Raw genomic sequence first — 17,753 nt, forward strand, 5'->3', positions numbered from 1 at the left:
TTCTCCTCTCGTAAGCGGCTGTGTCCACAGTCGCTCAACAAGTGTGTCCGCTCCGCTCGTCACCCCACCCGCATGGAGTCACGGCATGAAACTCAGAACCCTGGGTGTCGCGCTGGCCGCAATGGCCGCGCTCGTCACCCTGCCCTTGCAGAGACCGGCCGCAGCGGCCGAACTCCCCCTGTCCCAGGGCAAGACGGCCACGTCCTCGTCGGACGAGAACGGGGGCACCCCCGCCGCCTACGCCGTCGACGGCGACAACGCCACCCGCTGGTCCTCGGCCGCCACGGACACCCAGTGGCTCCAGGTCGACCTCGGCGCCTCGGCCACGATCACCAAGGTCGTCCTCAACTGGGAGGCCGCGTACGGCAGTGACTACCGCGTCCAGACGTCACCGGACGGCAGCACCTGGACCGACATCAAGACGGTGACCGGCGGCGACGGCGGCACCGACACCCTCGACGTCTCGGGCCAGGGCCGCTACGTACGGATGTACGGCGTCCACCGCGCGACCCCGTACGGCTACTCCCTCTGGGAGTTCCAGGTCTTCGGCACCGGCGGCACCACCACCCCGGCGACCTGCGACACGGCCAACGCGGCGCAGGGCAGGACGGCCACCGCCTCCTCCACCGAGAACGCGGCGAGCCCCGCCTCGGCCGCCTTCGACGGCAACACCGGCACCCGTTGGTCCAGCGCCTTCTCCGACCCGCAGTGGGTCCAGGTCGACCTGGGCGCCTCCGCCGACCTGTGCCGGGTCGACCTCAACTGGGAGGCCGCGTACGGCAGGGCCTTCCAGATCCAGTCCTCCACGGACGGCCAGAACTGGACCGTCCTCAAGTCGGTCACCGACGGCACCGGGGGCACCGCCTCCTACGACGTCTCCGGCAAGGGCCGCTACGTACGGATCTACGGGACGACCCGCGGCTCCGCGTACGGCTACTCACTGTGGGAGGTCGCCGTCCACACCGGCACAGGGAGCAGCGTCCCGCCCGTGCAGGGCGGCGGGGACCTCGGGCCCAACGTCATCGTCGTGGACCCCTCGACGCCCGATCTCCAGGGCAAGTTCGACCAGGTCTTCGCCCAGCAGGAGTCGAACCAGTTCGGCTCCGCCCGCTACCAGTTCCTGATGAAGCCCGGCACGTACAACAACATCAACGCCCAGGTCGGCTTCTACACCTCGGTCTCGGGCCTCGGCCAGAACCCCGACGACGTCCACATCAACGGCGACATCACCGTGGACGCGGGCTGGTTCAACGGCAACGCCACCCAGAACTTCTGGCGTTCGGCGGAGAACCTGTCGATCACCCCGGTCAACGGCACCGACCGCTGGGCCGTGGCCCAGGCCGCGCCCTTCCGCCGCATCCACGTACAGGGCGGCCTCAACCTGGCCCCGAACGGCTACGGCTGGGCCTCCGGCGGCTACATCGCCGACTCCAAGATCGACGGTACGGTCGGCCCGTACTCCCAGCAGCAGTGGTACACCCGTGACAGCTCCGTCGGCGGCTGGACCAACGGCGTCTGGAACATGACCTTCACCGGCGTCCAGGGAGCACCGGCGACGAACTTCGACTCCGGCCCCTACACCACTCTGGACACCACCCCGGTCTCCCGCGAGAAGCCCTACCTCTACCTGGACGGCAGCACCTACAAGGTGTTCGTGCCCTCCAAGCGCACCAACGCCCGCGGTGTCTCGTGGCCGAACACGGCCGGCACGTCGATCCCGCTCGACCAGTTCTACGTCGTCAAGGCCGGCGCGACCGCCGAGACCATCAACGCGGCCCTCGCCCAGGGCCTCAACCTGCTGTTCACCCCGGGTGTCTACCACCTCGACCGGACGATCGACGTGACCCGGGCCAACACCGTCGTCCTGGGTCTCGGCCTCGCGACGATCGTGCCGGACAACGGCATCGACGCGATGCACGTCGCCGACGTCGACGGGGTCAGGCTCGCCGGATTCCTGATCGACGCGGGCCGCTCCAACTCCAACACCCTGCTCCAGATCGGCCCGTCGGGCTCCTCGGCCGACCACTCCGCCAACCCCACGACGATGCAGGACGTGTTCGTGCGGATCGGCGGCGCGGGCCCCGGCCTCGCCACCAACTCGGTCGTGGTCAACAGCGACGACGTCGTGATCGACCACACCTGGCTGTGGCGCGCCGACCACGGTGAAGGGGTCGGCTGGGACACCAACCGCGCCGACTACGGCCTCGTGGTCAACGGCGACGACGTGCTGGCGACCGGCCTGTTCGTCGAACACTTCAACAAGTACGACGTGCTGTGGAACGGCGAGAACGGGCGCACGATCTTCTTCCAGAACGAGAAGGCGTACGACGTGCCCAACGCCGCCGCCGTCACCCACGACGGCATCGTCGGATACGCGGCCTACAAGGTCGCCGACTCCGTCTCCACGCACGAGGCCTGGGGTCTGGGAAGCTACTGCAACTTCACCACGGACTCGTCGATCGTCCAGGCGCACGGCTTCCAGGTCCCGGTGAAGACCGGGGTGAAGCTGCACGACATCCTGGTGATCTCCCTGGGCGGCAAGGGCCAGTACGCCCATGTCGTCAACAACACCGGCGCGCCCACCTCGGGGACGGACACCGTCCCGTCCAAGGTCACGCAGTTCCCGTGATCCTGAACGAGGTCACGCGGTTCCCGTGATCCTGAACGGCGCCGCCTGACCGGTACATGGGTGCCGGCGCTCCACCCCGGTCCGGGGGAGCGCCGGCACCCTCACCGGGCTCGTGTCGTGCCGCGCGGCGTGTCGAGCCGCGTGTCGTGCGGCCGGGCCGCCTCCTCGTCGGGCGGTCCCGCCGGGTCCACCCCGGCGGCGTGCGCCAGGAGACGACGGGCCAGTTCACGAGCCTCGGCGGGGGTCAGCGAGGCCCACACCCCGTGCTCGTCGCCCTGGTCCGGGCCCACGTCCAGGGTCACGCGGCCGATCTGCCGGCCCGGTGTGGGCAGGCGCAGCTCCTTCACGAAGATCCTGCGGCCGCACGAAGTCACCAGCGGCAACTCGCCCGCCCCGGCCGCCCGTAGTCGCCGCTGCCCGGACTCCGTCATCGCTCTCACGCCTTTCCACGAGCAGAACCGCCGGTGGGTCCACCGCACCAGGTGGAACTCCGCGCTCCGGCACCCGCCGGACTGTTCAGGTCAGCGTCGAGTGGTACGGGTTTGTTCCCGGTCTCCGGGCGCGGCGCTTCCCCGCGACCGGGCGCGCGAACCGCCCGTTCGTCGCGTGACGTTCGAACACGGGGCGGTGTCCACGCAATTGACGGACTCCCGCCGGATCGGCGAGGGGGAGCGCGGGCGGCCCGGCCGCCCGGCGACCGGGCCGGGTCAGCGCCGGGTGGAGCCCTTGCCGCGCAGCGCCCCGAGGCGCTCCAGGAGCAGGCCCTCCCGGGTGGACCAGGGGGAGATCTCCACGCTCGTGGCCCGGCAGGCCTCCATCAGCGCTTCCGCGACCATGGCCCCGGCCAGGGACTGGCCGGCCCGGTGACGTGAGATGCCGGGCAGACGGCCGCGGCCCGCCGACCCGTTCTTGGCGAGGACGCCCACCGCGGCCCGTACCTCGTCGAGGGTCAGCCGCTGCGGAGCCCGGGAGCGGTCACGGCCCGCGGTGGTGTAGCGGGCGAGCTGGGTGAAGGTCTTGGAACACGCGAGCACCCGCCCGTCCGGGTCGGCGTGCGGCAGGTCGGCCGCGGCGAGGCGGTCGCTCAGGTGGTCGCGCACCTCGGCGAGCCGTCGCTTCGAGGACACGGCCTCGTCGAGCTTCCAGGTGCGGGTGACCGTACGGGCGCCCAGCGGCAGGGAGTGGGCCGTCCGGGGCTGTCTGGACGTGCCGGACGCGACCTCCACCGTCCCGCCGCCGATGTCGAGCACCAGCAGGGAGCCGGCCCGCTCGCCCGCCCAGTGGCGTGCCGCCACATAGGCCAGCCGGGCCTCCTCCTCGCCGGACATCACCCGCAGCCGGGTGCCGGTGGCGCTGGCCACCTGGGCGAGGACCTCGTCGCGATTGGGCGCGTCGCGGATCACCGACGTGGCGAACGCGTAGACCTCCGGCAGCGCGCCCCGGTTCTCGGCGAGCGTTTCGGCCACGGCCCGCTGCACGCTGCGCACACCCGACTTGTCCAGCCGTCCCGTGGCGTCCAGCGTCTCGTGCAACTGGAGCCGTACCTTTCGGGACATCACCTCTTCCATGGCGACCCCGGCGCGGCGCCGCGCCACGGTGAGCAGAGCGCTGTGACACCCGACGTCTAGTACACCTGCCTGCCGCACTGTGTTAACCACCCGTTTTCCTGTCGAAGGGGATCCGCGAACGCACCATTGTCCCGCAAGCGGGCCACGGTGACGCGACACGATTTCGTTTCGGCTCGTCAGGGCCCCGTCAAGGGCTGGTGAGGGTGCCGCGGCGGCTCCGGGCGGCCGCCCAGGGGGATTTCGCGCGCGCCGCCCTGTGGCCGCTGTCGTACCGGTGACGTGGGTGGCGTCAGGGGGCGGAGTGACTCATGTCACTGTCCGGCGTGTCGGCCAATGTCACGACGGCGGTGATCCGTTTGCCGACGGGCTCCCGGCGCACCTCGAAGGCATGGCACACGGCCATGACGATTTCCAGCCCGTGCTGGCCGACGCGGCCCGCCTCGGCGGCTCGTGCCACCGGCAGCGTCGGGTCGGAATCCCAGACGGTGGCCCTGACGGCGCCCTGGTCGACCTCGAGCGTCAGCAGGCACGGTCCGCCCGCGTACTTGACCGCGTTGGTCACCAGTTCGCTGACGACCAGCGGGACCATGCCCATCACCCGTCCGGAGACGGGCAGGCCGGCGACCGCCTGCACCCGCGTCAGGAAGTCACGGGTGAACGCCCGCGCCTCGGCGATGCAGGCGGAGTCACCGTCGTACGCGACTGAGGCCTCGATCAGTGCACCCCGCTGTTCCTGCTGTCCCGCTTCGCTCACCTGCTGGCCCATACGATCCGTCCCGCGTCCACCTCTTCGACGTTCGCCGTCTGCCCCGGAAATCCGGCTTCACTCCATCCGGCCGCGCATGCGTCCGCGAGGCACGGAAGCGGTGCCCGGAAGCGGCGACGGGTACCGGGCCCGGCACCGGGTCCCGGCACGGTCAGGCCCCTTCGACCGTCACGCTGACGGGAGTGCCGGCCTCGATCGTGCGGCTGACCGTGCAGAGCCGGTCGTGCGAGCTCTTGACGGCGCGGGGCAGGATGGCACGGGCGCGGTCGCCGGCCTCGCCGTCCGGGAACGCCACGGAGAAGGTGACCGCGAGGTCGGTCATCCGGTTCCCCAGCTCGTCGCTGATCTTGTCGCCGGTCACCGTCAGGGTGAACCGCGTGGGTTCCACGTGGCGGGCGGTCGCGACATCGACGTCGGCCGCGGTGCAGCCCCCGATGGCGGCGAGAAGCAGCTCCACCGGGGTGAACCGCTCCTCCCCGCCGGGTCCGGACCCGGTGCCGAAGTCGATCGTCCCGCCCCGCGCGTTCGTCGCGGTGAAGTGCCCGGTGCCCGTGCGCTCGACGGTGACGCGGCGCAGAGTGTCGTCAGTCATACCGCCGACCCTAATCTCGCGCCGCGTCGCCCGCCTCGGACGACCCCTCGGCTCAGTCGGGCGGGTTCGGGCTGACGACCCCGAGGTCGTAGGCGAGGATGACCGCCTGGACGCGGTCGCGGACGCCCACCTTCGACAGGACGCGGCCGACGTGCGTCTTGACCGTCGACTCCGCCACGACGAGCCGGCCGGCGATCTCGCTGTTGCTCCACCCCTCGCCGATGGCGACGAAGATCTCGTACTCGCGCTCGGTGAGGGCATGGAGGCGGGGGTCGTCCATCGGCCCGGCGGTGCCCGACGGATCGCGCGGGAGGTGCCGGGCGTACGTGTCCAGGAGGCGCCGGGTCAGGGCGGGGGCGATCACCGCGTCGCCCGCGGCGACCGCCCGGATCCCGGCGAGCAGTTCCTCCGGATGGGCGTCCTTGAGGAGGAACCCGCTGGCACCCGCGCGCAGTGCGGCGTAGGCGTACTCGTCCAGGTCGAACGTGGTCAGGATCAGCACCCGGGAACGGCCACCGGAGGCGACGACCCGGCGGGTGGCCTCGATGCCGTCCATGCCGGGCATCCGTACGTCCATGAGGATCACGTCCGGGCGCAGTTCGGCGGCCCTGCGGACGGCCTCGCCGCCGTGGGACGCCTCGCCGACGACATCGGTGTCCGGAGTGCTCTCCAGAAGCATGCGGAAACCGAGGCGCTGCAGCGGCTGGTCGTCGACGATGAGGACGCTCGTCACGCGGCACCGCCCGTGACGGCCGAGGGGGCGAGGTCGGTGCCGTCCGGAGGGGTGAGATCGAGGGTGGCCCGCAGGGTCCATCCGCCGTCGGGGTCCGGCCCCGCGACGACCGTCCCGTCGTAGAGCGCCGCGCGTTCTCTCATACCGGGGATTCCGTGTCCTTCGTCGTCGTGCGGCCCGGAGCGCACGGTGCCGGTGCCCGGGCCGGTGTCATGGACGTCGATGTGCAGGAGGGTCTTCTCGACGCTCACCCTGAGATCGACGCGTGTCTCGGGCCCTCCGTGCTTGAGGGCGTTGGTGAGGGCCTCCTGGACGATGCGGTACACGGCGAGCTGGACGCCGCGGTCCAGACCGCCCAGCTCGCCGCTGCCGCGGTGCACGACCACCGGCCCGGCGGCCCGGATCCGCTCGCACAGGGCGTCGATGTCCCCGATCCCCGGCTGCGGACTCAGCTCGGGCGCGCTGGGTGTCAGGGTCTGCTCGCGCAGGACCCCGAGCATGCGGCGCAGTTCGCCGAGAGCCTGCCGGCCGGTGTCACCGATGAGCAGCAGGGCCTGCTTCCCGCGTTCCGGCGCCAGGTCGCTCGCGTACGCGCCGCCGTCGGCCAGGGTGATGATGACGGAGAGGTTGTGGCCGACGATGTCGTGCATCTCGCGGGCCACGCGGGTGCGTTCGGCGGCGGCGGCCAGTCTGCTGCGCTGGTCGCGTTCGACCTCCAGCCGGGTAGCGCGGTCCCGCAGGACGGCGAGCTGGCCGCGCCGGATCCGGACGGCGAGACCGAGCGCGACGGCCGCGGTTATCGTGCTGAAGAGGAAGAACAGCGCGTCGAGCACATGCACGCCGGACGGCAGGCGCACGGCGACCAGTCCCAGCGCGCCGGCGGTGACCGCGCAGGCCAGGGGCAGCCGCCGCAGCTCTCCGTGCAGGACCAGGCTGTACAGGGCGATGAGTACGGCGACGTCGGCGCGCAGCCAGACGCCCAGCGCGAGCTGGAGGATGAGCACGGCGGTGATCACCGCGAAGGCGAGGAAGGGCCTCCTGCGCCGCCACAGCAGCGGGAGCACCAGCCCGGCCTGCAGCGCGAGCGTTCCCGGCAGGGACAGGTGGGTGAACTCGGTGTCGAACGGATGGTGCCGGCCGTCGCCGTCTCCGTCGTGCACGAGGTCCGGCAGGCAGAACAGCAGCGCGACGACAGCCGTCACGGCCGCGTCGAGGATCCAGGGATGCCTGCGGTCGCCCCGCTTGAGCCGGCGGCCGATACGGGACAGCGCACGGGCCAGCGGGTGGTTCCACGGCAGTTCCGCCTCCGCGAAGGGCGGGTCCTCCGCCGGGGCGCGCGGGGCGGTGTCGTCGATGTTCATGGGAGTCACTGGTCCGCGTTCATGGGTCTCACCTGTTCATTGTGGGTCCGGCCGCGTCCTCGTACGCGCCTCCCCGTCTCCTTCACCGGGGCCACCGGGGTCATCTCGTACGGCCGCCACCACAGGGTTTCCCCGTACGGGCGTCACCGCGGGTCCTTCGCGGTGACGCCCGGGGTGCGGGTGCGGTGCCGGTGCCCGTGTCGGGCGTCAGGCGTCCGTGCGGACGAGCCGGTAGGCGGCGCCCGCCAGCGCCAGCACGGTCCAGCCGAGGAACACCACCAGTCCGGCGGTGGGCGACAGCGAGGTCGAGTCGTGCGTCAGCGCGAACATCGACTCGCCCGCGTTGCTCGGCAGGTACGGGCTGATGTTGTCCTGCCACGAGCTCGGCAGCAGCGAGATCAGGCCGGGCACCAGCATCAGCGAGGCGACCAGGACCGAGATACCGCCGGCGACCGAGCGGAGCAGCGCGCCGAGGGCGGTGCCGATCACGCCGACCAGACCGAGGTAGAGGCCCGCGCCCAGCAGGCTGCGCACCACGCCCGAGTGGGACATGGTCAGGGCCGCGGGCGTGCCCGAGACGATCCCGCTGTCGACCGTGAAGGCGACGAAGACACCGACGGTGGCGACGACCAGCGCGACCAGTCCGAACACCGAGGCCTTGGACCACAGCACCGGCAGACGGCGCGGCACGGCGGCCAGCGTGGAACGGATCATGCCGGTCGAATACTCGCCCGCGGTGATCAGCACACCCAGCACGCCGAGCGCCAGCTGCGCGAAGTTCGTGCCGAACACGGAGAGGCTGAGCGCGGTGGCCGCCACGTCGTCCCGGTGCAGGGGACGCCCGGAGTTGAGCTCGGACTTGTAGTGCGCGGCGGCGATCACGCCGAACGCGACGAGGAACAGCAGTCCGAGGCCGAGCGTGATCCACGTGGAGCGCAGGGACCACAACTTGGCCCATTCGGAGCGCAGCACACGGCGTCCGGTGACCTTGTACTCCGGACGGGACGCCCGCGCGGGGGCGGGTGCCCGGCTGTCGGTGACGGTGACGGTGCTCATGCCGCCCTCCCAGGGGCCTCGACGGTGACGCTGGCGTGGTACTCGACGGCGTCGCGGGTCAGCTCCATGAAGGCCTCTTCGAGCGAGACGGTCCGGGAGCTGAGCTCGAACAGCGCGATGCCGTGCTCGGCGGCCTTGAGACCGATGTCCCGTGCGGACAGTCCCGTCACCTGGAGCTCCTCGGACCCGGCCGCACCGGTGATCTCGACGCCGGGACCGGCCAGGACCTCGCGCAGCCGCGACGCCTGGTCGGAGGCCACGGTGACGGTGTCGCCGCCCGCCTGCTGGACGAGTTCACGCACGGTGGTGTCCGCCAGCAGACGCCCTCGTCCGACGACGATCAGGTGGTCGGCGACGAGCGCCATCTCGCTCATCAGGTGCGAGGAGACGAAGACCGTACGGCCGTCCGCCGCGAGTCCGGTCAGCAGGTTGCGGATCCACAGCACGCCCTCGGGGTCGAGGCCGTTGACCGGTTCGTCGAGCATGATCGTGGCCGGGTCGCCGAGGAGGGCCGCGGCGATGCCGAGGCGCTGGCCCATGCCGAGGGAGAAAGCGCCCGCGCGCTTCTTGGCCACGGACTGAAGACCGGTCAGTTCGATGACCTCCTCCACCCGGCGGCGCGGAATGCCGTGGGTGTAGGCCTGAGCCATGAGGTGGTCGAAGGCGGAGCGGCCCGGGTGGATCGACTTGGCCTCCAGCAGGGCGCCGACCTCCTGGAGCGGGGCGCTGTGCCGCGCGTAGTGCTTGCCGTTGACCGTGACGCTGCCGTCGGACGGCGCGTCCAGTCCGACGATCATGCGCATGGTGGTCGACTTGCCCGCGCCGTTGGGGCCCAGGAAGCCGGTGACGGTGCCGGGCTTCACGACGAAGTCCAGCCGGTCCACCGCCGTCTTCTCCCCGTACCGCTTCGTCAGCTGATGTGCCTCGATCATCGAAGTTCCCTTGCTTTCGGGGGCAGGCCCCCCACCTGACTGCTCACCAACCACGCTAGGAGACGTCGGCGCCGGATCCGTGGTACCGCAGAGCCCGGTTGGGCGGAGGCGTGTAGTACCGCGGTATCACCCCGCTACGGCGCTCGGATGACGGGGCCGGTCCGGCGCGGCTCCCGTACACCGCCAAAATGGCAGAGCTGACAATTGACAGACCCGGCGCATGGTGGTGAGGGTGTGACCATGCCAGAGAGAACCGAGAAGCCAGGTCTGCGCGAGCGGAAGAAGGAAGAGACCCGGCGCGGACTGCGCGAGGCCGCCGGCCGGCTCTTCGCCGAACACGGGTTCGCGCAGACGACGGTGGCCGACATCGCCGCGGAGGCGAACGTGTCGGAGCGGACCTTCTTCCGCTACTTCGACAGCAAGGAAGCCCTGCTCCTCCCCGACGGGATCGAGCTCTTCGCCCGCATAGAGGAAGCCTTCCTGGCCCGGCCTGACAGCGACACGCCGCTCGAAGCGGCCTGTGGCGCCATCACGGACGCGGTCTCCTACTTCGCCACCAGCAGCCTGACCGCGCTCGCCCATCCGCTCGGCGAGATCCGCGAACAGGCGCGCGAGGGCCTGTCCCGGCAGTTCCAGCAGTTCGAGGCACGCCTGACCGCACTCGTCCTGGAGCGCCTTCCGGCAAAGGCGCCGGACGCGGACCTCCAGGCAGCCGTCATCGCCAACTGCGCGCTGGGCGCCGCGCGCGCCGTCCTGCGGACCCTGCGCGACCGCCGTACGGCCGGAGTGCCCGTGGAGCCCGACCGTCTGCTCCCGCAGGCGTTCACCTTCCTGACCATGATCGGAGCCACCCCCTCGTGAACCGTCGCCGTCGCTACGCCGTCACCGCCCTATGCCTGACCGCGGTGGTCGCGGCAGCCGTGACCACCGACCTCGTCGTGGAGCACAAGGTGCGGGGCCGGGTCGAGGAGACCGCCGAATGCCGTCTCGGCGCGACCAAGGGGGTGCGGGTCGACCTCGACGACACCCTGGCCGGACTCAAGGCGCTCACCGGCACGGTCGGTGCCGTCCATGTGAGCGCCGAGGGCGTGCGCCGCCAGGGCACCGACATGGACGTCGACGCGCACCTGCGCGACGTGTCCACCGGCGGCGCCACCTCGGGCGGGACCGCCACGGCCACCATCGCCTACGACGCGCTGGACCGGAGTGCCGGTGTCCGGGGCGACGCCGGCGCCGACGGACTGAAGACTGGCACGGACGGCACCCGTCTCACCCTCACGGGCTCCGCGGGCGGTACCGGTCTTCCCGTCACGGTGGCCACCACCCTGTCCACCACGACCCACAGCCTCACCATCACCCCCGCGAGCGTCCTGGTCCTCGGCCGCGAGGTCCCGGTGTCGGAGCTCTCCGCGCTGCCGGGCGCCGGGGGACTCGCGGCCAGGCTCAAGCCCCGCACCATCGAGATCCGGGAGCTGCCCCGGGGCGCCGCGCTCGTCGGCGCCCACGCCGAGAGCGCGGGTCTCGTCCTGGACTTCACCGTGGCCCCCGCCGGTGCGGGGCAGGCGGTGCGGACGGCGAACACGGCGCGTACGGCGTCCGCGTGCGCGTCGGGCAAGGGGCAGGCCGAAAGCTGATCCCACGCGTCCGCGGGGTGCGGGGTGCGGGGTGCGGGGTTCGAGGTGGGGCGCGGAAGGCGGGGCGCGGGGGGCGAGGTGGGGAAGGCGGGGCGCGGGTTCGATAAAAATGGCAGAGCTGACAATTGACGGCGCTGTCATCTTCCCGCTTAAGTTGTGGCAGCCCTGTCACTTCTTCTGGAGGCGCGGTGTCCCTTCCCCCTGCCCCGCTGTCCCTGGCGCCGCTTCCCGTCGCGCCCCGCCCGTCCGCCCTGCACCGCACGGGCGCCTTCTGCGCGCGGCACGCCGTCTGGGTGATCGCCGCCTGGCTGGTGGTGCTGGCGGCCGCGTTCGCGGGCCGGCACGCGGTCGGCGCGACCTTCGGCGACGAGGTCACCCTCCCCGGCAGCCAGGCGAGCAGCGGCGCCGACCTGCTGGCCGAGTCCGACCCCGCAGCGGGCGCGCCCGGCGGAAAGGTCGTCTTCCACGTCGGCTCGGGCAAGGTGTCCGACCACGCCGCCGCTCTGGAGGCGACGCTCGGACGACTGAGGGACCTGCCGCGTGTCACCGCCGTCGCCGCACCCGTGACCAGCACCGACGGCGCGACCGCGTACACCTCCGTGTCCTTCGACCGGAAGCTCAAGTCCCTCGGGCACGACTACACCGAGCGGCTCGACGAAGCGACAACTCCCGCCAGGGACGCGGGAATCGACATCGGCTACGGCGGCGATCTGCACGACGTCGTGCGTCCCCCCGCAAACGACGCCCTCGCCGAGGCGACCGGCGTCGGCGCCGCGCTGATCGTGCTGCTGCTCGCCTTCGGCAGTGTCGCCGCCGCCCTCATGCCGCTGGTCACCGCCCTGATCAGTGTCGGCGTGGGCCTCGGCGTGGTCGGCATCGTGGCCGGCACGCTCACCTTCGCCACCTCGGCACCCACCCTGGCCACGATGATCGGGCTCGGCGTGGGCATCGACTACGCGCTCTTCCTGATCACACGGTTCCGTCAGTACGTGATCGACGGGGACGATCCCCGCACGGCGGTCGGCCGGACAACCGCCGTGAGCGGCAAGGCGGTTCTGGTCGCCGCCGGCACGGTGGCCGTGGCCCTGCTCAGCCTGTACGCCTGTGGTCTGACCATGATCGGGCGGCTGGGGCTCGCCGCCACGGTCGCCGTGGTCGTCACGGCAGCCGCGGCGCTCACTCTGGTGCCGGCGGCCATGGGGCTCGTGGGCCACCGCGTCGACGTCCTCCGGGTCCGTCGCAGGCCGGTCGCCGAGAGCTCCGGTGACCACGACGGATGGCACCGCTACGCGCGCCTGGTCGCCCGGCGCCCGTGGAGGTTCTTCAGCGCCGGACTCGCCGTCGTCGCCGTTTGCGCGATACCGCTCTTCTCGATGCGCCTCGGGCACATCGACGACGGCGCGGACCCGGCGGGCAGCACCACCCGCGACGCCTACGACTGGATCGCCGACGCCGACGGTCCCGGCTTCGGGCCGGGGGTCAACGGCCCCTTCACCCTGGTCGTCGACCTCGCCCACGCGACCGTGTCCGCCGACCGGGTCGCGGGCCGGGTCACCGACGGCCTGACGAGGACGGACGGCGTCGCCCGCGTCACGCCCCCGCGCACCAGCCCGGACGGCAGGATCCTCGTCACCACCGTCGTCCCCACCACCGGCCCCCAATCGGCCGACACGGGGGCCCTGTTCGCCACCCTCACCGACACCGCCCTGCCCCGGACCCTCGAAGGCACCGGAGCGACAGGGCACTTGACGGGCAGCACCGCGGGTCAGCTCGAGTTCCGCGACACCGTCACCGAACGACTGCCCCTGATCATCGGCATCGTGCTCGTCTCCGCGTTCCTGCTCCTGACGGTCGTCTTCCGCAGCCTGGTGATCCCCCTCAAGGCGGTCGCCCTGAATCTGCTCACGACCGGTGCGTCGTACGGCGTCCTGGTCGCCGTCTTCCAGTGGGGCTGGGGCGACGGTCTGCTCGGCCTGAGCGAGCCCGTGCCGATCGAGTCCTACGTCCCCATGATGATGTTCGCCATCGTCTTCGGTCTGTCGATGGACTACGAGATCTTCCTGCTCTCGCGCATTGCCGAGGAATGGCACGCGACCGGTGACAACGAGCGCTCGGTCGGCACCGGCCTCTCGCTCACGGGACGGGTCATCACCTGTGCCGCGCTCATCATGACGGCCGTGTTCCTGTCCTTCACCGGCTCACCGGCCGTCGTGGTGAAGATGCTCGCCCTCGGCCTCGCCATCAGTGTCGTCCTCGACGCCACCGTCGTACGCCTCGTCCTGGTGCCGTCGCTCATGTTCCTGATGGGGCGCGCAAATTGGTGGCTGCCGGCATGGCTGGATCGCCGGCTGTCGAGGTGGTCCGTCTGATACCGGGGACTCGGCGGTCGGGGAGGGGGCTCGGTCGCACGCCCGTCGGCCGAGGGCACGCCCAAGGACGGTCTCGACCCCGGGGACGTCCTGCCGCGGCTCAGTGTGCCGTGGAGGATCGACCCGGCGCGCGGAGGTGAGGTCCGTGCGGCGCGCACCTCGACCTGATCGTCGACGGCCCGCGCCGACCGGGACACGGACCCGGCGGCCCTACCGCTCCGGGCCCGCCGGTGGCCGTGCGGTGTCCGGTCGATGTAAGGTCGCGCCGCCGTGGTCGCTATCATCCGATTGTGGTGTTTTCCTAACATTTCTCTCATGTGTGCCCTTTCCTTCGGGGTGGTCGATGACCCGCAAGCTGCCGACGGGCGACGACGACGAGCTGCTCACCAGGCTCGGATCGCTGACGGCCCAGGCACGTGAACGCGCGGAGTTCCAGCGCTCACAGGTCGAACTGGCCATCGCGCTGCAACGCGGCATGCTTCCGGGGGACATGCCCTCCGCCCCGGGATTCGACGTAGCCGTCCAGTACGCGCCCGCCTGTTACGGACTCAACGTGGGCGGGGACTGGTACGACGCCTTCCGGCTGTCCGACGGACGCATCGGCCTGTCCATCGGCGACGTGCAGGGCCACAACATCGAGGCCGCCGCGTTCATGGGGCAGGTCAGGGTCGGCCTGCGGGCCCTGGCTTCCGTCGCCGGCGACCCGGGGGAGCTCCTCACCCGGACCAACGACCTCCTCCTGTCCATCGGCTCCGACCTCTTCGCGACCTGTACCTTCATGCGGCTCGACCCGGCCACCGGCATGCTGGAGAGCGCGCGGGCCGGGCACATACCCTGCGTCTGGGCGTCGGCGGACGGGAAGTCCGGCATCACCGAGGACGAAGGCGGGCCCCCGCTCGGCATCGAGGCCGGGATGCGGTACCCGGTGACCCGGCACCGCCTCACCACCGGCGGCGTCTTCGTCCTGCTGACCGACGGTGTCGTCGAGGGCCCCTCGATGCACGTGGACGAAGGGCTCGACCGGGTCGTACGGCTCGCCGGAGTCGCCGCCGTCGCGGGCCTGTCGGCCGGTTCACTGGCCGCCCGCGTCATCAAGGGCGCCGAGCGCGTGGGACACGAGGACGACGCGGCCGTCCTCGTGGTCCGCCACGGCCCGCCCACCATCCCGCTCCGGTGACGCGGCAGGCCGTCCGGCGTCCTCGACGGGACCGTCGTCGGGCTCCGGCGACGCGCTCACCGTCGTTCGCGGCGCACGGACGCTCGCCTCGCCGACAGGGCCCCGGCGGTGTCTGATGGCTCTGTGGTGGCTACACAGGAGATGCGCCGGCCGGCCGTCTTCGCCCTTCAGACGCTGGTGATCGCCGCCTGCTACTACGGAGCAGGGCGGCTGGGACTCATGCGGCGGCTCACTGTCGAAGGAGCGGTGTTCACCCCCATCTGGCCGCCCACCGGCGTCGCCGTCGCCGCCCTGCTGCTCCTCGGGATCCGGGCGTGTCTCGGGATCGCGATCGGGGCGCTCCTGGTCGTCCTGTCCCTCTCCTCGTTCTCCACGCTCCAGCCCTCCGCGGCGGGCATCGTCGCGGGCAACACCGTCGCCCCGGCCTGTGCCTACCTCCTGCTGCGCTCGGTGCGCTTCCGCAGCGATCTCAGCCGCCTGCGCGACGGTCTGGCCCTGGTGTTCCTGGCCGCCCTGGCCGCGATGACGATCAGCGCGACCGTGGACGTCGGGCTGCTGGTGGGCACGGACAAACTCGCCCTGGGCGACTTCTGGCCGGTCTGGCTGGCGTGGTGGGTGGGAGACGCGATGGGAGTCCTCATCGTCACCCCGCTCCTGCTGATCCTGTACGGCGTACGCATGCCGATCGACATGACGCGATGGAAGGAGGCCGCCGTCCTCCTGGTCGCGGTCGGCGCCACGGTGCCGATCGCCACCCGCAGCTCCATCAGCCTGCTGTTCCTCGTGTATCCGCTGCTCATCTGGGCGGCGCTGCGCTTCGAGCTGCCGGGCAGCCTGGCCTGCGCTCTCTTCGCCTCCGTCATGGCCACCGTCGCGGCGACGGAGGACGTGGGTTCGTTCCAGGAGCTGAGTCATACCGAGGTCATGGTCAAGCTCCAGGCGTTCAACGGGACCATGGCGCTGACGGCCCTCCTCCTGTCCGCCGTCATCACCGAACAGCGCAACACCAGACGCTCCGTGGAGATGGCCTGCCAGGAGCTGGTGCAGGTCCTCGAGCACCTGACCGCCGGGAACCCCACGCCCCGACCACCTCCCGCGGAGGAGGACGGCCACGCCTGACGGCGGGAACTCCCGCGCCGCCGCCACGTTCTCCCGCGGGTGCCCGGCCGCTCCCCCGAGGAACGCGGTCCGGCGCCGATTTCGGCTGCCGCGACGGCACCGTGCCGCCGTGCGGCCCGTTGGGGAAGGATGAGACCACCAGCGAAGAACCACCGATGTGGAGGTGCGGGCACATGCAGCACGAGCGAGCGGGCCGTCCGGCCGGTCCCGAGGATCTCGTCGACGTAGCCCGGTTGGTCACCGCGTACTACGCGCTCCACCCCGACCCGGCCGAACCCGGCCAGCGTGTCGCCTTCGGCACGTCCGGACACCGAGGTTCGTCCCTGGCGACCGCGTTCAACGAGGACCACATCGTGGCGACGAGCCAGGCCATCTGCGAGTACCGCGACGGCCGGGGCATCGACGGGCCGCTCTTCCTGGGCGCCGACAGCCACGCGCTCTCGGAACCCGCGAAGGTCACCGCCCTGGAGGTGTTCGCGGCCAACGACGTGTCCGTGCTCCTCGACAGCGCGGACGGCTACACGCCGACTCCCGCGGTGTCGCACGCCATCCTCACGTACAACCGCGGACGCTCCACGGGCCTCGCCGACGGTGTGGTCGTCACCCCCTCCCACAATCCGCCCGCCGACGGCGGCTTCAAGTACAACCCGCCGAACGGCGGCCCGGCGGGCTCCGAGGCGACCTCCTGGATCCAGGACCGGGCCAACGAACTCATCAGGGACGGCCTCAAGGACGTACGGCGCATCCCCTACGCCCGCGCGCTCGCCGCACCCGGCACCGGCCGTCACGACTTCCTCGGCACCTACGTGGCAGACCTCCCGCAGGTGCTGGACCTGGACGCGATCCGCGCGGCCGGGGTCCGCATCGGCGCCGACCCGCTGGGCGGGGCATCGGTCGCCTACTGGGGGCGCATCGCCGAACAGCACGCGCTGGACCTGACCGTGGTCAACCCGCTCACCGACCCCACCTGGCGGTTCATGACGCTGGACTGGGACGGAAAGATCCGGATGGACTGCTCGTCGCCCTACGCGATGGCCTCGCTCATCGAACGGCGCGACCGCTTCCAGATCTCCACGGGCAACGACGCCGACGCCGACCGCCACGGGATCGTCACCCCGGACGGCGGCCTCATGAACCCCAACCACTATCTCGCCGCCGCCATCGCCTACCTCTACTCCCACCGGGAGCGGTGGCCCGCCGGGACGGGGATCGGCAAGACCCTGGTGTCGTCCGGGATGATCGACCGGGTCGCCGCCGACCTCGGCCGCCGGCTGGTCGAGGTGCCCGTCGGATTCAAGTGGTTCGTGGACGGGCTGGTCGACGGCTCCCTCGGGTTCGGCGGCGAGGAGTCGGCGGGCGCCTCCTTCCTGCGCCGCGACGGCTCGGTCTGGACCACCGACAAGGACGGCATCATCCTCGCCCTGCTCGCCTCCGAGATCACCGGAGTCACCGGGAAGACGCCTTCCGAGCACTACGCCGGACTCACCTCGCGCTTCGGGGAGCCCGCCTACGAGCGCATCGACGCCCCGGCCTCGCGTGAGGAGAAGGCCCTCCTCGCCAAGCTGTCACCCGCGCAGATCACCACCGACACGCTCGCCGGGGAGCCGGTCACCGCGGTCCTCACCGAGGCGCCGGGCAACGGCGCACCCATCGGCGGCATCAAGGTGACCACCGAGAGCGCCTGGTTCGCGGCCCGTCCCTCGGGCACCGAGGACGTCTACAAGATCTACGCGGAGTCGTTCCTCGGAACCGATCACCTGCGCCGGGTGCAGGACGAGGCGAAGGCGGTGGTCTCCGCGGCCCTGTCCGGCTGAGCC

Annotated in this window: 15 protein-coding genes; 7 read left to right on the forward strand and 8 right to left on the reverse strand. The window is 71.5% G+C overall.

The window, feature by feature from the left end; genetic code table 11:
* Positions 1-85 precede the first annotated feature (85 nt).
* Positions 86-2,629 (forward strand): discoidin domain-containing protein, encoded by a 2,544-nt coding sequence (locus tag ACIQ7M_RS24100; protein WP_403647743.1) that lies wholly within the window; start codon positions 86-88, stop codon positions 2,627-2,629.
* A gap of 101 nt (positions 2,630-2,730) precedes the next feature.
* Here ACIQ7M_RS24100 and ACIQ7M_RS24105 read toward each other — a convergent pair whose 3' ends face one another.
* The 8 genes from ACIQ7M_RS24105 to ACIQ7M_RS24140 all read right to left on the reverse strand — a co-directional run bounded on the left by ACIQ7M_RS24105 (position 2,731) and on the right by ACIQ7M_RS24140 (position 9,637).
* The gene (locus ACIQ7M_RS24105) at positions 2,731-3,060 is read right to left on the reverse strand and encodes a hypothetical protein (RefSeq protein WP_403647746.1); all 330 of its coding nucleotides are present in this window, start codon (positions 3,058-3,060) and stop codon (positions 2,731-2,733) included.
* Between the two features lie 276 nt (positions 3,061-3,336).
* Positions 3,337-4,185, reverse strand: a complete 849-nt coding sequence (locus tag ACIQ7M_RS24110; protein ID WP_386986355.1) for a Ppx/GppA phosphatase family protein — start codon at positions 4,183-4,185, stop codon at positions 3,337-3,339.
* A 301-nt stretch (positions 4,186-4,486) separates the two neighbouring features.
* Positions 4,487-4,963, reverse strand: coding sequence for an ATP-binding protein (locus ACIQ7M_RS24115; RefSeq protein WP_386986357.1), 477 nt, complete (start codon positions 4,961-4,963; stop codon positions 4,487-4,489).
* A gap of 151 nt (positions 4,964-5,114) precedes the next feature.
* Positions 5,115-5,555: an OsmC family protein gene (locus ACIQ7M_RS24120; RefSeq protein WP_403647750.1), complete on the reverse strand. Its 441-nt coding sequence runs from the start codon at positions 5,553-5,555 to the stop codon at positions 5,115-5,117.
* A 52-nt stretch (positions 5,556-5,607) separates the two neighbouring features.
* Entirely contained in the window at positions 5,608-6,288 is a 681-nt protein-coding gene (locus ACIQ7M_RS24125) for a response regulator (RefSeq protein ID WP_386986362.1), read from the reverse strand.
* Entirely contained in the window at positions 6,285-7,649 is a 1,365-nt protein-coding gene (locus ACIQ7M_RS24130) for a sensor histidine kinase (protein WP_403647755.1), read from the reverse strand. Before ACIQ7M_RS24130 ends, ACIQ7M_RS24125 begins: the two co-directional genes overlap by 4 nt.
* Before the next feature lie 207 nt (positions 7,650-7,856).
* Positions 7,857-8,705 (reverse strand): ABC transporter permease, encoded by an 849-nt coding sequence (locus ACIQ7M_RS24135; RefSeq protein ID WP_403647758.1) that lies wholly within the window; start codon positions 8,703-8,705, stop codon positions 7,857-7,859.
* Entirely contained in the window at positions 8,702-9,637 is a 936-nt protein-coding gene (locus ACIQ7M_RS24140; RefSeq protein ID WP_389851117.1) for an ATP-binding cassette domain-containing protein, read from the reverse strand. The genes ACIQ7M_RS24135 and ACIQ7M_RS24140 overlap by 4 nt, the downstream gene beginning before the upstream one ends.
* A 240-nt stretch (positions 9,638-9,877) precedes the next feature.
* On the opposite strand from ACIQ7M_RS24140, the gene ACIQ7M_RS24145 reads away from it, so the two are divergent.
* The 6 genes from ACIQ7M_RS24145 (at position 9,878) to pgm (ending at position 17,750) form a co-directional block, all read left to right on the forward strand.
* Positions 9,878-10,498, forward strand: a complete 621-nt coding sequence (locus tag ACIQ7M_RS24145) for a TetR/AcrR family transcriptional regulator (protein ID WP_403647761.1) — start codon at positions 9,878-9,880, stop codon at positions 10,496-10,498.
* Entirely contained in the window at positions 10,495-11,271 is a 777-nt protein-coding gene (locus tag ACIQ7M_RS24150) for a hypothetical protein (RefSeq protein WP_403647764.1), read from the forward strand. The genes ACIQ7M_RS24145 and ACIQ7M_RS24150 overlap by 4 nt, the downstream gene beginning before the upstream one ends.
* A gap of 188 nt (positions 11,272-11,459) precedes the next feature.
* On the forward strand, positions 11,460-13,640 hold the full coding sequence (locus ACIQ7M_RS24155; protein ID WP_403647767.1) for an MMPL family transporter: 2,181 nt from the start codon (positions 11,460-11,462) through the stop codon (positions 13,638-13,640).
* Positions 13,641-13,983: 343 nt separating this feature from the next.
* The gene (locus ACIQ7M_RS24160) at positions 13,984-14,817 is read left to right on the forward strand and encodes a PP2C family protein-serine/threonine phosphatase (RefSeq protein WP_386986381.1); all 834 of its coding nucleotides are present in this window, start codon (positions 13,984-13,986) and stop codon (positions 14,815-14,817) included.
* 123 nt (positions 14,818-14,940) lie between these two features.
* On the forward strand, positions 14,941-15,936 hold the full coding sequence (locus ACIQ7M_RS24165) for an MASE1 domain-containing protein (RefSeq protein WP_403647772.1): 996 nt from the start codon (positions 14,941-14,943) through the stop codon (positions 15,934-15,936).
* A gap of 173 nt (positions 15,937-16,109) precedes the next feature.
* Positions 16,110-17,750 carry a phosphoglucomutase (alpha-D-glucose-1,6-bisphosphate-dependent) gene (pgm, locus tag ACIQ7M_RS24170; protein ID WP_403647775.1) on the forward strand — a complete coding sequence of 547 codons (1,641 nt, stop codon included), beginning with the start codon at positions 16,110-16,112 and terminating at the stop codon, positions 17,748-17,750.
* The last annotated feature ends 3 nt before the right edge of the window (positions 17,751-17,753 follow it).

Source organism: Streptomyces sp. NPDC096324 (assembly GCF_044763015.1).
In the GTDB taxonomy this organism is placed as follows: Bacteria; Actinomycetota; Actinomycetes; order Streptomycetales; family Streptomycetaceae; genus Streptomyces.

What these genes read in the sequence shown, in the direction of transcription:
- ACIQ7M_RS24135 (WP_403647758.1), bottom strand. Translation starts at nt 8,705, where the DNA reads ATGAGCACCGTCACCGTCACCGACAGCCGGGCACCCGCCCCCGCGCGG.
- ACIQ7M_RS24115 (WP_386986357.1), bottom strand. Translation starts at nt 4,963, where the DNA reads ATGGGCCAGCAGGTGAGCGAAGCGGGACAGCAGGAACAGCGGGGTGCA.
- ACIQ7M_RS24145 (WP_403647761.1), top strand. Translation starts at nt 9,878, where the DNA reads ATGCCAGAGAGAACCGAGAAGCCAGGTCTGCGCGAGCGGAAGAAGGAA.
- pgm (WP_403647775.1), top strand. Translation starts at nt 16,110, where the DNA reads ATGCAGCACGAGCGAGCGGGCCGTCCGGCCGGTCCCGAGGATCTCGTC.
- ACIQ7M_RS24100 (WP_403647743.1), top strand. Translation starts at nt 86, where the DNA reads ATGAAACTCAGAACCCTGGGTGTCGCGCTGGCCGCAATGGCCGCGCTC.
- ACIQ7M_RS24130 (WP_403647755.1), bottom strand. Translation starts at nt 7,649, where the DNA reads ATGAACATCGACGACACCGCCCCGCGCGCCCCGGCGGAGGACCCGCCC.
- ACIQ7M_RS24160 (WP_386986381.1), top strand. Translation starts at nt 13,984, where the DNA reads ATGACCCGCAAGCTGCCGACGGGCGACGACGACGAGCTGCTCACCAGG.
- ACIQ7M_RS24120 (WP_403647750.1), bottom strand. Translation starts at nt 5,555, where the DNA reads ATGACTGACGACACTCTGCGCCGCGTCACCGTCGAGCGCACGGGCACC.
- ACIQ7M_RS24105 (WP_403647746.1), bottom strand. Translation starts at nt 3,060, where the DNA reads ATGACGGAGTCCGGGCAGCGGCGACTACGGGCGGCCGGGGCGGGCGAG.
- ACIQ7M_RS24140 (WP_389851117.1), bottom strand. Translation starts at nt 9,637, where the DNA reads ATGATCGAGGCACATCAGCTGACGAAGCGGTACGGGGAGAAGACGGCG.
- ACIQ7M_RS24110 (WP_386986355.1), bottom strand. Translation starts at nt 4,185, where the DNA reads ATGTCCCGAAAGGTACGGCTCCAGTTGCACGAGACGCTGGACGCCACG.